Source organism: Stutzerimonas kirkiae, from assembly GCF_004327335.1.
Classification (GTDB): domain Bacteria; phylum Pseudomonadota; class Gammaproteobacteria; order Pseudomonadales; family Pseudomonadaceae; genus Stutzerimonas; species Stutzerimonas kirkiae.
The window spans coordinates 25,958-40,485 of sequence record NZ_QJUO01000019.1; the positions used below are offsets into that span (position 1 = coordinate 25,958).

Genomic DNA, 14,528 nt, shown 5'->3' on the forward strand with positions numbered 1-14,528 from the left:
GTTTCAGGGGGCGGGCGCTGCCCCGGCAGCCTGTGGCCGGCATGCCAGCGGGCGAGTGCGCCACTGCCGCCAGACGCCTTGCCAGCCGCTGTCGTGTCCGAGTGCCGGCAATTCGATGATCTCCACACAGGCCGGGGCGCCGAGCAGGCGCCGCCACTCATGGGCCAGGCTGGCAGGCACGGCCGTGTCCCGGTTGCCGGCGAAGTGCCGTTGCGGGATAAGCCTGAGCCTGTCGCGTTGTTCCAGCGGGTCGAGGGAGCCGTGCAGCGGGCTGAGTTTCTGCTGCTGCACCCAAAGCCCGGGGCTGAGGTTGCCGGCCAGGCTCTGCACGGCCAGCACATCGTCGCGCCGCGCCGCCAGCAGCAGGGCCATGGCCGCGCCGCCGGAGTAGCCGATCAGTTCCAGGTGCTCACTGGCATGGCGCTGTTTGAGCTGGTCGATGGCCTGGTCCAGGGCTGCGACGGCCTCTTCGGAAAAACGTGCATCGGTCCAGTCGCGGACCTGGCAATGCTGGTTGCGGATGTACTGGCAGGGGCGGGCGAGCCAGGCCGAGGGTCGTGGGTCCTCCAGCGCTAGCAGGGCGAACCAGGGATCGCGTGGGGTCGGGTCGAGGCTGGGTTGGGTGGAGGTGATCCAGGCACGGCCATCGCCTTCGATATAGATGCGCAGTAACGGGCTGGGGCGAGCCGTCTGGCTGACGCCCGCCAGCAGGGGGAAGGGCTGGGTGTCCAGGTGCAGCAGGCTGCGTCCGGGCGGTAGCTGTTGCTCTAGTCTCGGCAAGGGCGCGCCGGCGCAGGCGGCGAGCAGCATCGCCGCCAGCAGCGGGGCGGCGACCCGCCGGCGGCGGTCATTCAAGGCCGACGAAGCCTCCGGTCTGGCGCTGCCACAGGCGGGCGTAGAGCCCGCCGCGTTCGAGCAGTTCGGCATGGCTGCCGGTTTCGATCAGCTGCCCTTGGTCGATCACCACCAGGCGGTCCATGCGCGCGATGGTCGACAGGCGGTGGGCGATGGCGATCACCGTCTTGCCCTGCATCAGTGTGTCGAGGCTTTCCTGGATGGCGGCCTCGACCTCCGAGTCGAGGGCCGAGGTGGCTTCGTCGAGTACCAGGATGGGCGCGTCCTTGAGCAGTACGCGGGCGATGGCGATGCGCTGGCGCTGGCCCCCGGACAGCTTGACGCCGCGCTCACCGACCAGGGCCGCGAGGCCATGGCCGCCCTGGCCATCGTCGAGGTTCTGGATGAAGCCCTCGGCATGTGCCTTGCGCAGGGCGTCCTGCAACTGCTCGTCGCTGGCGCCGGGCTTGCCGTAGAGCAGGTTTTCACGGATGGAGCGGTGCAGCAGCGAGGTGTCCTGGGTCACCACGCCGATATTGGCGCGCAGGCTTTCCTGGGTCAGCGTGGTGATGTCCTGGTCGTCGATCAGGATGCGGCCCTCCTGCAACTCGTAGAGGCGCAGCAGCAGGTTGATCAGCGTCGACTTGCCCGCGCCGGAGGGGCCGATCAGGCCGATCTTCTCGCCCGGGCGAACGTCCAGGTCGAGGCCCGCGATCACGCCGCTTTGCTTGCCGTAGTGGAAGTGAATGCCTTCGAAGCGTATATGCCCCCGAGGGACGCGCATGGGCGTGGCGCCCTGGTGGTCGAGCACCAGGCGTGGCTGGGCCAGGGTGTGCATGCCGTCCTGTACCGTGCCGACGTTCTCGAAAATGCCGTTGACCACCCACATGACCCATTCCGCCATGTTGTTGATGCGGATCGCCAGGCCCAGGGCCAGGGCGATGGCGCCGGTGCTGATGGCGTCGCCGTTCCACAGCCACAGCGCCAGGGCGCCGGTAGCGACGATCAGCAGGCCGTTGAGGCTGGTGATGAGCACGTCCAGGCTGGTGATGGTGCGCGACTGCAGGCGCACCTTGGCGAGCAGTTCGCCCATGGCTTCGCGGGCATAGTTTTCTTCTTCCCGCGCGTGGGCGAACAGCTTGAGCGTGGCGATATTGCTGTAGCCATCGACGATCCGCCCCATGACCCTGGAGCGCGAGGCGGAGGCCGCGGCGGCGCGTTGCTTGATGCGTGGCACGAAGTACCACAGGGCGCTGGCATAGCCGAGGATCCACAGGCTCAGCGGTATCATCAGGCGCGGGTCGGCCTCGGCGAACAGGTACAGCGCGCTGCCGGCATAGACCAGCACGTGCCACAAGGCATCGACCACCTGCATGGTCGAGTCGCGCAGGGCGGGGCCGGTCTGCATCACGCGCTGGGCGAGGCGCCCGGCGAAGTCGTTGTGGAAGAAGCTCAGGCTCTGCCTGAGCAGGTAGCGGTGGTTCTGCCAGCGGATCATGTTGGTCAGGCCGGGGTTGATGGCCTGGTGGGTGAGCAGGTCGTGCAGGCCGGACACCAGCGGGCGGATGATCAGCGCCACCAGCGCCATCCAGAGCAGGTCGCCGCCGTGGCGGGCGAAGAATTCGCCGCTCGGCGTCGTCTGTGTCAGGTCGATCAGGCGGCCGAGGAAGCTGAACAGCGCGACTTCGATCACCGCCGCGACGAAACCCACCAGCAGCACCACGATCATCAGCGGCCAGACCTGCTTCAGGTAGTGGGCATAGAAGCGCAGCATGCCCTTGGGCGGGGCTATATCCGCTACGGGTTTGAAAACGTCGATAAGCTTTTCGAAGCGTTGGAACAGCATGGGGGGCTGACTCTGGCGGATGGGCGAGCGCGCGATGCATGGCAAACAGTCGAAAACAGCGCTGGAAGGCTCGAGGCTGGACGAAAGCGCGTGGCAACCGGTGTTTTTCGTCCAGCTTTCCAGCCTCCAGCGCTTTTATCGAAGCACCTTGCCGGTGAATAACGGCATAGCGCGATCGCCCTGGGCGAGCGGGGCGATCCTGTTGCGTTGCCCGGGCCAGGAGGATAACAGAGCCTTGCTTGAAGCTTGAAGCTTGAAGCTTGAAACTGGAGGAGGAATACCATGATGGCCTCCAGCCTCCAGCCTCCAGCTTATGGCTGCTTCTACCGATCAGAAGTCGTAGCGCAGCCTGGCCTGGAACACGTCGGCATCGAAGCCCGATTTGCCGATGTAGTCGTAGCCGGCGCCGAGGCTGACCGCGCCGAGGCGGTAGGTCAGGCCCAGGCCTGCTTCGTAGCTGTCGCGAGCCGGCTTGGCGCCACTGGTGACGAACGGCGTACCGCCCAGCACATAGCTGGAGGTGCTGCGCGACTGGTCGGCGGCGAAGTCGTGGTAGGCCATCAGCCGCAGTTCCGGTTCCAGGCTGCCCTGGCCGGCCTGGAACAGCCCCGCCAGGCGCACGCCGGCACCTGCTTCTATCACTTCGTAGCGCTGGCTTTGCTGGCGCAGGGCGGCGGATGAGCCTTTCTCGCTGAAGGCGTCGATATCCACCCGGCTGTAGCGCCCGGCAACGCGTGGCTCCAGGGTCAGATTAGCGAAGTGCAGGCTGTAACCCGCCGTCAGGTTCAGGCCGAGCAGCCTGCTGTCATAGTCGCCCTTGGCGAGGGTACCGGCGATATGGCGCTTGCCGCTGTTGTCGTTGATGCCGTAGGTCAGGCTGGCATCGACGAACAGGTTGCCACGCTCCAGGCCGGAGTAGAGCGTCAGCGCCTGGCTGTCCACTTCGGTCTTGTTGCCGCCATCGCTCTTCACGTCGGTGCGCAGGTTGCTGTAGGCAATACCCAGGGTGAGGTTATCGTTGAGCTTGCCGTCGAGACCGATGGCGATACCCTGGCTGTCCGCGTCGTAGCCGGCGATGCCGTCGCGGCGGCCCTGGTCGGCATTGCTGCTCAGGCCCTGGACCCAGACGCCGGCCTGGCTGAACGGCGAGCCGGAGGATTGCCCGCGCAGGCTGCCGGTGCGCGCGCTGGTCGCGCCGCTGACCAGCCCCTGGGCGGTGCCGGCGGCCTGGCTGGCGGCACCATCGGTCTGCGGCGCGAGCTGTTCGGCCAGTTTGCCCAGGGCGACCGGGTCGCTGCTGGCATTGCTCAGGGCCTGCAGCAGGGGATCGCTGTCGGCCAGCTTGCCGCCCTGCACCAGGGCGCTGTAGAAGGGCGCGAAGGCGGCCAGGGCGTTGTTGCCGGCGCCGCCCGAGGCGACGATCTGTCCGGCGTCCACGGCACTCTTGCTGGTGACGCTGGCGAGTACTTGGTTGCCTTCCACCTTGAACAGGTCGACATCGAGCAGGCTGGAACTGCTGGCGACGTTCAGGCCGTTGTCCTCGATGCTGTCGGCAGCGACCAGGATGTACTGGCTGCCTTCGGCGCGGAAGTCCTGGCCCTGTGGCGTCAGCAGCAGGTTGCTGCCTTCGGCGAAATAGGCGAGCCCGTTGACGGTGAGAATGGCCCGATCCTGCTCGGTGGCATTGCTCAGGTTGAGTTCCAGGGTCGAACCGCTGTTCATCTCCAGTTCGCCGTCGAGGGTGACGTGCGGGCGCGCCAGGATCAGGTGGCCGGCGCTACCGCTGGGGCTGTCGTCGCTGCTGTAGAGATCGAGCCAACCCTGCCCGGCGTTTCCATTGAGTCGGGTTCCGATGCGATCGCCATCGAAAGTCGCCTGGCCGCTGACATTCAGGGCGAAGATTCCGGCGATATCGCCGCGGATGGTACCGCCGCTCAGTTCCAGGCTTGCCAGGTTGTCATCCTCGACGAGTATGGCGTATTGCCCGCCCTCGATCAGGCCCGCGCTCTGGGTGATTTGCAGCCACTGTGTCGATGCGTCGAGTCCATACTTGCCATGGCCGTATTGGCCGAGCACATGGATACCGGTGGCGTCGCCCTTGATGGTGCCGCTGTTGTGGATGCCGCCTTCGATCTCGGCGGAATCCAGTTTGATCGCTGTCGCCTGGTTGCCGCTGGCGACCAGGCTGCCTTGGTTGACCAGGGCGCCGTCCAGTTCCGCATGGTCGAAATACAGGGCGATGCTTTCCTCGGCAGTGCTGGTCGCGCTGATTTCGCCACTGTTGAACAGCCTGCCCTCGACAGCGCTTTGATAGAGCTCGATAGCGATGGTTTCGCCACCGCCATTGGCGGTGATATTGCCGCTGTTGTTCAGGTCGCCGCTCAGTACGCTGTCGTCGAGCTGTATACCGACGGCTTCGTCGTTACTGGAGCTGACGAGGATGCTGCCGTGGTTGACCAGGGAGGCCAGGCTGCTGTCTTCCACTTCGATGCCGGTGGCCTCGCTGGCGCCATTGCCCGTGGCGGTGATCACGCCGGATGCGCTATTGGTGAGATCGCCGGATAGCTGGGCGTTTTCGAGAAAGATGCCCGTGGATTCCTCCCAGTCGTTGCTCTCTTCGGTGGTACTGGCGACGTCGATCCGGCCGGCATTGCTCAGGGAGAGAATGCTGCTGTTGTAGATGTCGATGCCGATGCTGTCATTGTCGCTGCCAGTGACGCTGATGACGCCGTCACTGCCATTGATGATGGCGGCCTCGGCCAGGTCGCTGTCGAGGATCTGGATACCGGCGACAGCGCCGGACAGGAGCGGGTCGTCGAGAGTGCTGCCGCTAACGCCGGAAACCGAGATTTCTCCGTTATTGCGCACCTGCCCGTCGATATTGGCGTTCTGGATGGATATCGCGGCGGGGGTGCCGGTGGCGGACGAGTGTTTCACGCCATCGCTGATAGTGATCGTGCCGTCGTTGACCAGGCCGCCTTCGATATCGGCGTATTCGATGGTAAGGCCCTGGGCCTGCAGGCCGCTGGCCGACAGGCTGCCCTGGTTGGTGACGCTGCCGTCTATCTGCACCGCTTGGCCCCAGCCATCGCCGCTGAGGTCCACCGCGGTCGCGTAGTTGAAGGCGTTCCCGTTTTCCAGGCTTGTCGCACCCGTCACGGCGATCTGCGCATTCAGCTTCAGGTCGCCCTGCAGGTGCGTGCCGTCCGCCAGTTCGACGGCATCTTCGTCGGTCTCCAGGGTACCGGTGATGGTCAGAGATTCGCTGATGGTCTGGCCTTCGTAGGCGATCGGTCCATCGTCGACCGAGCGTTCGAGGGCTTGTGCCTGCAGGCCGATCGAGGCGATGGCCAGGGCAAGCAGGGATTGACTCAGGGGGGCTCTTGGCATTGGTTTTCCAGTCCTTTGTGGGTGTCTTGAGCGGCATAGTGTTACTTGGCCAGTAATGCAGGTCAACTTTGTCCATACTTTTCTTGTCTTGTTTAACCGTACGACAGGTCTGGAAGGGCTTCTTACACTGCTCTGCATCTGCAAGAGAGCGGAATATGAATGCCTTTTCCAAATCCTTGCGCAGCGCACGCCTGTCAGCGGGGTTGACTCAGGAACAATTGGGTTTTGAAGTGGGGGTGACGAAGGCTTCGGTTTCCGCTTGGGAAAATGCCCGTGAATTCCCCAGTTTCACTGTCCTGCTGCGCCTGCGCGAGGTGCTGGATATGTCGCTGGATGCGCTGGTGGGCGAGGCGGGGGCGGTCGATGACGCCAGTGCCAGGGGCGCTATCGGGCGCGCGCAAAATACCCGGGAACAGTTGCTGCTCCAGCGTTTCCGCAGCCTCAGCGGGCGGCGTCAGGACGCCTTTCTCGAAGCCATGCGAGCGGACGACTGAAGCCGCTGTGCTTTTCTGTCCGGCCCTGGGCAATTGCATGAAGTGCGCAATCGTGGGCGTGGCCTATAGCGCGTACAGCGCGATCCCCGGGGGTCACCGTCCCTGTGCGAATGCCAGGTGGCGGTACGGGGCACGCGTGAATACCTTCCTGTAGCTCTTCGCCGCCATCCCTGGCGGCGAAGGCCCCGTCCCGCCACCAGGCATCTGCACAGCCACTCCCGGCGGCGAAGCGGGTAGCCATAAGCCCGTTCCATCTGGGTTCGCGACCGTGCGGACGTATGGACACCGCCAGCGGGCTGAGCTGAACGCACACATGCTTGCCAATCCGGGCACAAGGCCGCGGCTTCCAGCTCAAAGGCTATCCAACGGTATCTTCAGGTAACGCACGCCGTTGCTTTCCGCTGGTGGCAATTCGCCTGCACGCATATTCACCTGGACCGAGGGCAGGATCAGCGTCGGCATGCCCAGCGAAGCATCGCGCTCGCGGCGCATTTCGACGAAGCGTGATGCCTCGATGCCTTCGTGGATATGCACGTTATGTCGGCGTTGTTCGCCGATGCTGGTCTGGCACTGGTAGTGCTCGCGGCCTGGCGCCTTGTAGTCGTGGCAGAGGAAGACGCGGGTCGTGTCCGGCAGGCTGAACAGGCGTTCGTGGATCGAGCGATAGAGTGTTTGCGCATCGCCACCGGGAAAGTCGCAGCGCGCCGTGCCGTAGTCGGGCATGAACAGGGTGTCGCCGACGAAGGCGGCATCGCCGATCAGGTAGGTCATGCAGGCTGGCGTATGCCCGGGTGTGTGCAGTGCCTGGGCCTGCAGGTTGCCGATGGTGAAATGCTCCCGATCATGGAACAACTGGTCGAACTGGCGGCCATCGGTGGCGAAGTCCGGCCCGGCATTGAACAAGGTGCCGAAGGTCCGCTGGACCTGGGTGATATGGACGCCGATGCCGGTGCGGCCACCCAGTTGCCGGCGCAGGTAGGGCGCGGCGCTGAGGTGGTCGGCGTGCACATGGGTTTCGAGAATCCACTGCACCTCCAGGCCCTGCTCGCGCACATGGGCGATCAGCCGCTCCGCACTGTCCAGCGAGGTGCGTCCCGCCGCCGGGTCGTAGTCCAGCACCGAGTCGATGATCGCGCAGGCGTCGCTGTCCGGATCGCTGACCACATAGCTGTAGGTGAAGGTGGCTTCGTCGAAGAAGGCTTGCACGTCCGGTTTCATGGCTGGCGCTCCTGTCATGCCTGCGGTGGTCGTTCGAGTGCGTTGCGCGTGCTGTCGGGGTCGAGTGTACGCAGGTGTTCGACCCGGATGCGGCCCCACATCTTGATGTAGCTCCACAGGGTGTAGGCGAGGATCAGCGGCACGAAGATGCAGGCGACGATGAACATGATGCCCAGGGTCTTGTAGCTGGAGACCGCATCCCACAGCGTCAGGCTGGAGGCCGGGTCGACACTCGACGGGAAGACGAAGGGGAACAGGGCGAAGCCTGCCGTGCAGATGCTGCCGGTGATCATCAGGGCGGTACCGATGAAACTCGTCGCGCCATGGCGTGTGCGACTGGCGATGTGTGTCATAAAGGCGCCGAGGAAGCCTGCGATGGGCGCAGCGAGCATGATCGGGTACTGCGTGTAGTTATCCAGCCAGCCGCCGTTGCCCGGACTGACCTGCTTGTCCCGCAGGGGATTGAGCGCCGTGCCGGCGTCGGCGCTCAGCACCACGGAAAAGCCGTCGATGCCCATGACCAGCCAGAGCCCCGCCGTGCTGAAGGCCAGCAGATAGACCAGGGCGCACAGGTGCGTGGCGCGGCTGGCGCGCTCGTGCAGCGCGGCCTCGGTACGCATCATCAGCCAGGCGCCGCCATGGGCGCAGAGCATGCTCAGGCTGGCCAGTCCGCAGAGCAGCGCGAAGGGATGCAGCAGTGTGAAGAAGGTGCCGTGGTAGGTCGAACGCATCATACCGTCCAGTTGGAACGGCAGGCCGAGGAACAGATTGCCGAAGGCCACGCCGAACAGCAGCGCAGGCACTGCGCCGCCAGCGAACAAGGCCCAGTCCCAGGCGTTGCGCCAGCGAGGGTCGGCGACCTTGCTGCGGTAATCGAAGCCGACCGGTCGGCAGAACAGGGCGAACAGCACCAGCAGCATGGCCCAGTAGAGCCCGGAAAAGGCGATGGCATAGACCATCGGCCAGGCTGCGAACAGCGCACCGCCAGCGGTGATGAACCAGACCTGGTTACCGTCCCAGTGGGGCGCGATGGTGTTGATGGCAACGCGGCGCTCATCGTCGCTCCTGGCGACGAACGACATCAGCGCCATGGCGCCCATGTCGAAGCCGTCGGTCAGGGCGAAGCCGATCAACAGGACGCCGATCAGCACCCACCAGATGAGTTTGAGGCTTTCATAGTCGAGCATATATAATACCCCCTATGGTATTTTTATGGCGTGTCGATGATAAAGCGACGAATTGACGCGTCAGCGGCAAGGCGGATTCGAGCAAGTCAAACAGGAGGTGATCGATGACGATCGACTGGGCCGCTTTCACGCCCTGGCCCGCTCTGGCGGGTGGTGTGTTGCTGGGGCTGGGCGCCGGGCTGTTCATCATGGTCAACGGGCGGATCGCGGGCATCAGCGGTTTGCTCGGCGGCTTGTTGCGGCCGGGCGACGAGGGGCGGGGGGAAGGTGGTTTGTTCCTGTCGGGATTGCTCTGTGCGCCGTTGCTCTGGGGGCTGTTCGGGCACTGGCCACAGCCGTCGTTCCAAACGGATGTGCCGGGGTTGGTGCTGGCCGGGTTGCTGGTCGGTCTGGGCTCGCGCTACGGCTCGGGTTGCACCAGTGGCCATGGCGTCTGTGGGCTGGCGCGTCTGTCGCCACGTTCGTTGCTGGCGACGCTGTGCTTCATGGCCAGCGGTTTCCTGAGTGTGTTCGTCATCCGCCATCTCTGGGGAGGCTGATATGAAGCGTGTAGCGGCTTTTCTCTCCGGTCTTCTGTTCGGTCTCGGCCTGTTGCTGGCCGGCATGGCCGATCCGGTCAAGGTACTGGCCTTTCTCGACCTGGCGGGCGCCTGGGATCCTTCGCTGGCACTGGTGATGGTCGCGGCCATTAGCGCCAGTGCCTGGCCGATGCACTGGGCGAGGCGGCGCGGCGTGTCGCTGCTGGGCTCGCCCATGCGCTTGCCCACTCGTCGCGCACCGGATCGCCGCCTGGTCGGTGGCAGCCTGCTGTTCGGCGTCGGCTGGGGCATCGCGGGTATCTGTCCTGGCCCGGCGCTGGTGCTGCTGTCGACCGGGCACTGGCAAGTCATTGTGTTCGTGCTCGCCATGCTGGCGGGCATGGGCCTGTTCAACGTGCTGGATAACCGGCGCGGAAGTTAATCGAGGAGATCGTCATGAAAGCGAATATCGGAACTATTGACCGTGTGCTGCGCATCCTGCTGGGTGTGGTGTTGATCGTCGCAAGTTTGTCGGGAGCGATTGGCGGGTGGGGCTGGATCGGGCTGGTGCCGTTGCTCACCGGCGTCTTCAGGTTCTGCCCGCTCTATACGCTGCTGGGCATCCAGACCTGCAAGCGCTGCTGAGGGCGCGGGGGCCGGTGCGAACTGGGCGCCGGGTCGGATTTACATGCCCTGTCCGTCGCGGATAGGGCGCTTGTCACGCCGGAGTGTGCATGCGCTGGTTCATCGCTTCACTGGCCACCCTGGCCAGTCTCTCGGCTGTCGCCGCCGAACCCGAGCCCTGGGTTGCCGAAGCGGCGGCCCTTGTTCCTCCCTTCCAGCGGCAGTTGCTGGCGACAGTGAAGGCGGCGATGGTCGAAGGTGGCATGGCCAGGGCTGTCGAGGCCTGCCAGTCGCTGGCGCCGCAGATCGCGGCGAGCCATAGCCTGGGCGGCTGGACTGTCGGGCGCACGGCCTTGAAGGTGCGCAATCCGGAGAATACTGCGGATGCCTGGGAGCGGGCGGTGCTTGAACGTTTCCGTGAACGTGCTGCCGCTGGCGGGCATGCATCAGGCCGATGTGCTCGGTGGCGAGCAGCGGCTGATGACGGCGATCGCGATGGCGCAGCCGTGCCTGGCTTGCCATGGCCGGGCGATCGAACCCGAACTGGCGGCCCTTATCGATCAGCGTTACCCTGACGACCAGGCGCGCGGTTTCGGTGAAGGGGAACTGCGGGGCGCCTTCACCTTGAGACGCTCGTTGGAACACTAGGCATGACGCGAAAAAGCACGCTCTCCCCGCAGGAGGCCATGATCAATCGGCTGGCCCGTATCGAGGGCCAGATCAGGGGCTTGCAGGCGATGATCCGCCGGGGCGATGAGTGCGAAGAGATCGCCGTGCAGTTCAGTGCAGCGCGCAAGGCGCTGGACAAGGCTTACCAGGAGTTGCTGGCCTGCCTGCTGGAAGAAGCCTTCGCGGATGCGGGGCAGGATGCCGATCAGGCGTTGCAGCGTGTCAGGGCGATCTTCACCAAGTACACCTGAACGGCATTCCCAGCACCGGCCACAGAGGGCCCGATTGGGGGCATCTTAAGCTCGATAGCTATAAGCATAGATCGTTTCCATCTAAGTGGCCTTCCGAACGGCGAGTGCCCTCATGGTAAAGTTCGCGCCTTTACCTGGCCGTGCCTGGCCGTCCATTTCAAGATCCGTGAGTAGCCATGGTTGACAAGCTGACGCATTTGAAACAGTTGGAAGCCGAGAGCATCCATATCATCCGCGAGGTGGCCGCCGAGTTCGACAACCCGGTCATGCTGTACTCGATCGGCAAGGACTCCGCCGTCATGCTGCATCTGGCGCGCAAGGCGTTCTTTCCGGGCAAGCTGCCGTTTCCGGTGATGCATGTCGATACCCGGTGGAAGTTCCAGGAAATGTACCGCTTCCGTGACCGCATGGTCGCCGAGATGGACCTGGACCTGATCACCCACGTCAACCCGGAAGGTGTCGCCCAGGGGATCAACCCCTTCACCCATGGCAGCGCCAAGCACACCGACATCATGAAGACCGAGGGCCTGAAGCAGGCCCTGGACAAGTACGGTTTCGATGCCGCCTTCGGTGGCGCCCGGCGTGATGAGGAAAAGTCCCGGGCCAAGGAACGCGTCTACTCCTTCCGCGACTCCAGGCACCGCTGGGACCCGAAGAACCAGCGCCCGGAACTGTGGAACGTCTACAACGGCAAGGTGAAGAAGGGCGAGTCGATCCGCGTCTTCCCGCTGTCGAACTGGACCGAGCTGGACATCTGGCAGTACATCTACCTCGAGCAGATCCCGATCGTGCCGCTGTACTTCGCCGCCGAGCGCGAGGTGATCGAGAAGAACGGCACGCTGATCATGATCGACGACGAGCGCATCCTCGAGCACCTGAGCGACGAGGAGAAGGCGTGCATCCAGAAGAAGATGGTGCGCTTCCGTACCCTGGGCTGCTACCCGCTGACCGGCGCCGTTGAGTCGACCGCCACCACCCTGCCGGAAATCATCCAGGAAATGCTCCTGACCCGCACTTCCGAGCGCCAGGGCCGTGTCATCGACCATGACGGGGCCGGGTCGATGGAAGAGAAAAAGAGGCAGGGGTACTTTTAAAGCCACAAGCTGCAAGCGACAAGCTTCAAGGGAACTGTAGCAAGGGGAAATGGACTTCGAGAGGCTGGAAGTTTGGCAAAGAGCCAGGTATCTGGCGGTAGCGGTTTTCCGAGCGCTGCATGATTGCCGTCATTACGGTTTTCGTGACCAGGTGGGCCGTTCCGCATTGTCGATCCCGAGCAATATTGCCGAGGGCATGGAGCGCGGGAGTGCGCGGGAAAAGTGCCACTACCTGCGTATCGCCAAAGGCTCCTGCGCCGAACTGCGAACGCAACTGCTGATCGGCAGTGACATCGGCTATATCCCCGAACCGCTTGCAACTCAATGGACACAGGAAACCCGCGAGCTTTCCAGAATGCTCGACGGGTTGATCAACAGAATTTCAGGTTAGCCACATGCTTTGGCTTGCCGCTTGAAGCTTGCAGCTTGGAGCTAGAAGAATGAGTCACCAATCCGATCTGATCAGCGAGGACATCCTCGCCTACCTGGCCCAGCATGAGCGCAAGGAACTGCTGCGCTTCCTTACCTGCGGCAACGTCGACGACGGCAAGAGCACCCTGATCGGGCGCCTGCTGCACGATTCCAAGATGATCTACGAGGATCACCTGGAAGCCATCACCCGCGACTCGAAGAAAGTCGGCACCACCGGCGACGATGTCGACCTGGCGCTGCTGGTGGATGGCCTGCAGGCCGAGCGCGAGCAGGGCATCACCATCGACGTGGCCTATCGCTATTTCAGCACCGCCAGGCGCAAGTTCATCATCGCCGACACCCCCGGCCACGAGCAGTACACCCGCAACATGGCCACCGGGGCCTCAACCTGCGACCTGGCGATCATCCTGGTCGATGCGCGCCACGGCGTGCAGACCCAGACCCGCCGGCACAGCTTCATCGCCTCGCTGCTGGGCATCAAGCATATCGTCGTGGCCATCAACAAGATGGACCTGATGGGCTTCGACCAGGCGGTGTTCGAGCGCATCAAGGCCGACTACCTGACGTTCGCCGAGCGCCTGGAACTGCAGCCGACTTCCCTGTACTTCGTGCCGATGTCGGCGCTCAAGGGCGACAACGTGGTCAACCGCAGCGAGCGCGCGCCCTGGTACCAGGGGCAGTCGCTGATGGAAATCCTCGAGACCGTGGAGATCGCCGGCGACCGCAATTTCGACGACCTGCGCTTCCCGGTGCAGTACGTCAATCGTCCCAACCTGAACTTCCGCGGCTTCGCCGGCACCCTGGCCAGTGGCGTGGTGCGCAAGGGTGACGAAGTGGTGGTGCTGCCGTCCGGCAAGGGCAGCCGGGTCAAGTCCATCGTCACCTACGAGGGCGAGCTGGAGCAGGCGACCCCGGGCGAGGCGATCACCCTGACCCTGGAAGACGAGATCGACGTGTCCCGTGGCGACATGCTGGTGCATGCCGACAACCTGCCGCGCATCAGCGATGGCTTCGAGGCTTCGCTGGTATGGATGGCCGAGGAGCCGATGCTGCCGGGCAAGAAGTACGATATCAAGCGCGCCACCAGCTATGTGCCGGGGTCCTTCGCCAGCATCGAGTACAAGGTCGATGTGAATACCCTGGAGCACGGCCCGGCAAGCAGCCTGCAGCTCAACGAGATCGCCCGGGTCAAGGTCAGCCTGGATGCGCCGATCGCACTGGATGGCTATGCGCAGAACCGCACCACCGGGGCTTTCATCGTCATCGACCGGCTGAGCAACGGCACCGTCGGCGCCGGCATGATCGTGGCCGCGCCGAATGCCGTCGCCCATGGCGGTAAGCATGGCGCGCTGGCGCACGTTTCCACCCAGGAGCGGGCGCTGCGTTTCGGCCAGCAGCCGGCGACGGTGCTGTTCAGCGGCCTGTCCGGCGCCGGCAAGAGCACCCTGGCCTATGCCGTGGAACGCAAGCTGTTCGACCAGGGCCGTGCGGTCTATGTGCTGGACGGCCAGAACTTGCGCCACGACCTGAACAAGGGGCTGCCCCAGGACCGTGCCGGGCGTACCGAGAACTGGCGCCGTGCCGCCCATGTGGCACGCCAGTTCAACGAGGCCGGTCTGCTGACCCTGGCCGCCTTCGTCGCCCCGGATGCCGAAGGCCGCGAGCAGGCCAAGGCACTGATCGGCAGCGACCGCCTGATCACCGTCTACGTGCAGGCATCGCCGGATACCTGCCGCCAGCGCGATCCGCAAGGCCTGTACGCCGCCGGTGAAGACAACATCCCCGGTGAGTCCTTCCCCTACGACATTCCCGGCAACGCCGACCTGGTGATCAATACCGAGTCGCAGGGCGTGGAAGAAGGGGTGAAACAGGTCATTGCACTGTTGCGCGAGCGCGGGGCGCTCTGAGGCAGCGGCAAGCCACAAGCTTCAAGCGGGAGTTCCGCCGGCTCCTGCTTACCGCTTGAAGCTT

13 protein-coding genes and 1 pseudogene are annotated in these 14,528 nt (G+C 64.4%); 9 read left to right on the forward strand and 5 right to left on the reverse strand.

Features of this window, described 5'->3' with window-relative positions:
* Positions 1-3: 3 nt before the first annotated feature.
* The 3 genes from DNJ95_RS11745 to DNJ95_RS11755 all read right to left on the reverse strand — a co-directional run bounded on the left by DNJ95_RS11745 (position 4) and on the right by DNJ95_RS11755 (position 6,070).
* Positions 4-855, reverse strand: coding sequence for an alpha/beta hydrolase (locus tag DNJ95_RS11745; protein WP_242671877.1), 852 nt, complete (start codon positions 853-855; stop codon positions 4-6).
* Positions 848-2,680, reverse strand: coding sequence for an ABC transporter ATP-binding protein (locus tag DNJ95_RS11750; RefSeq protein ID WP_131184918.1), 1,833 nt, complete (start codon positions 2,678-2,680; stop codon positions 848-850). The genes DNJ95_RS11745 and DNJ95_RS11750 overlap by 8 nt, the downstream gene beginning before the upstream one ends.
* 330 nt (positions 2,681-3,010) lie before the next feature.
* Positions 3,011-6,070 carry an autotransporter family protein gene (locus DNJ95_RS11755; protein ID WP_165491559.1) on the reverse strand — a complete coding sequence of 1,020 codons (3,060 nt, stop codon included), beginning with the start codon at positions 6,068-6,070 and terminating at the stop codon, positions 3,011-3,013.
* Positions 6,071-6,225: 155 nt separating this feature from the next.
* Here DNJ95_RS11755 and DNJ95_RS11760 point away from each other — a divergent pair, with 155 nt between their 5' ends.
* Positions 6,226-6,564 (forward strand): helix-turn-helix transcriptional regulator, encoded by a 339-nt coding sequence (locus DNJ95_RS11760; RefSeq protein WP_131184920.1) that lies wholly within the window; start codon positions 6,226-6,228, stop codon positions 6,562-6,564.
* Between the two features lie 351 nt (positions 6,565-6,915).
* On the opposite strand, the gene DNJ95_RS11765 is transcribed toward DNJ95_RS11760, so the two are convergent.
* Both DNJ95_RS11765 and cydB read right to left on the reverse strand, forming a co-directional pair.
* On the reverse strand, positions 6,916-7,782 hold the full coding sequence (locus tag DNJ95_RS11765) for an MBL fold metallo-hydrolase (protein WP_131184921.1): 867 nt from the start codon (positions 7,780-7,782) through the stop codon (positions 6,916-6,918).
* 14 nt (positions 7,783-7,796) lie between these two features.
* Positions 7,797-8,969 (reverse strand): cytochrome d ubiquinol oxidase subunit II, encoded by a 1,173-nt coding sequence (gene cydB / locus DNJ95_RS11770; protein ID WP_131184922.1) that lies wholly within the window; start codon positions 8,967-8,969, stop codon positions 7,797-7,799.
* A 104-nt stretch (positions 8,970-9,073) separates the two neighbouring features.
* Here cydB and DNJ95_RS11775 point away from each other — a divergent pair, with 104 nt between their 5' ends.
* The 8 genes and pseudogenes from DNJ95_RS11775 (at position 9,074) to cysN (ending at position 14,464) form a co-directional block, all read left to right on the forward strand.
* On the forward strand, positions 9,074-9,508 hold the full coding sequence (locus DNJ95_RS11775; RefSeq protein ID WP_131184923.1) for a YeeE/YedE family protein: 435 nt from the start codon (positions 9,074-9,076) through the stop codon (positions 9,506-9,508).
* Position 9,509: 1 nt separating this feature from the next.
* On the forward strand, positions 9,510-9,929 hold the full coding sequence (locus DNJ95_RS11780) for a DUF6691 family protein (protein WP_131184924.1): 420 nt from the start codon (positions 9,510-9,512) through the stop codon (positions 9,927-9,929).
* A 14-nt stretch (positions 9,930-9,943) separates the two neighbouring features.
* Positions 9,944-10,132 (forward strand): YgaP family membrane protein, encoded by a 189-nt coding sequence (locus DNJ95_RS11785; RefSeq protein ID WP_131184925.1) that lies wholly within the window; start codon positions 9,944-9,946, stop codon positions 10,130-10,132.
* Between the two features lie 89 nt (positions 10,133-10,221).
* Positions 10,222-10,759: pseudogene (locus DNJ95_RS11790) on the forward strand (Tll0287-like domain-containing protein).
* 2 nt (positions 10,760-10,761) lie between these two features.
* Positions 10,762-11,031, forward strand: a complete 270-nt coding sequence (locus DNJ95_RS11795; protein ID WP_131184926.1) for a metal-sensing transcriptional repressor — start codon at positions 10,762-10,764, stop codon at positions 11,029-11,031.
* A 176-nt stretch (positions 11,032-11,207) separates the two neighbouring features.
* Positions 11,208-12,125 carry a sulfate adenylyltransferase subunit CysD gene (cysD, locus tag DNJ95_RS11800; protein WP_131184927.1) on the forward strand — a complete coding sequence of 306 codons (918 nt, stop codon included), beginning with the start codon at positions 11,208-11,210 and terminating at the stop codon, positions 12,123-12,125.
* 49 nt (positions 12,126-12,174) lie between these two features.
* Positions 12,175-12,516: a four helix bundle protein gene (locus tag DNJ95_RS11805; protein ID WP_131184928.1), complete on the forward strand. Its 342-nt coding sequence runs from the start codon at positions 12,175-12,177 to the stop codon at positions 12,514-12,516.
* A 49-nt stretch (positions 12,517-12,565) separates the two neighbouring features.
* Positions 12,566-14,464 carry a sulfate adenylyltransferase subunit CysN gene (cysN, locus tag DNJ95_RS11810; RefSeq protein WP_131184929.1) on the forward strand — a complete coding sequence of 633 codons (1,899 nt, stop codon included), beginning with the start codon at positions 12,566-12,568 and terminating at the stop codon, positions 14,462-14,464.
* Positions 14,465-14,528: the final 64 nt, after the last annotated feature.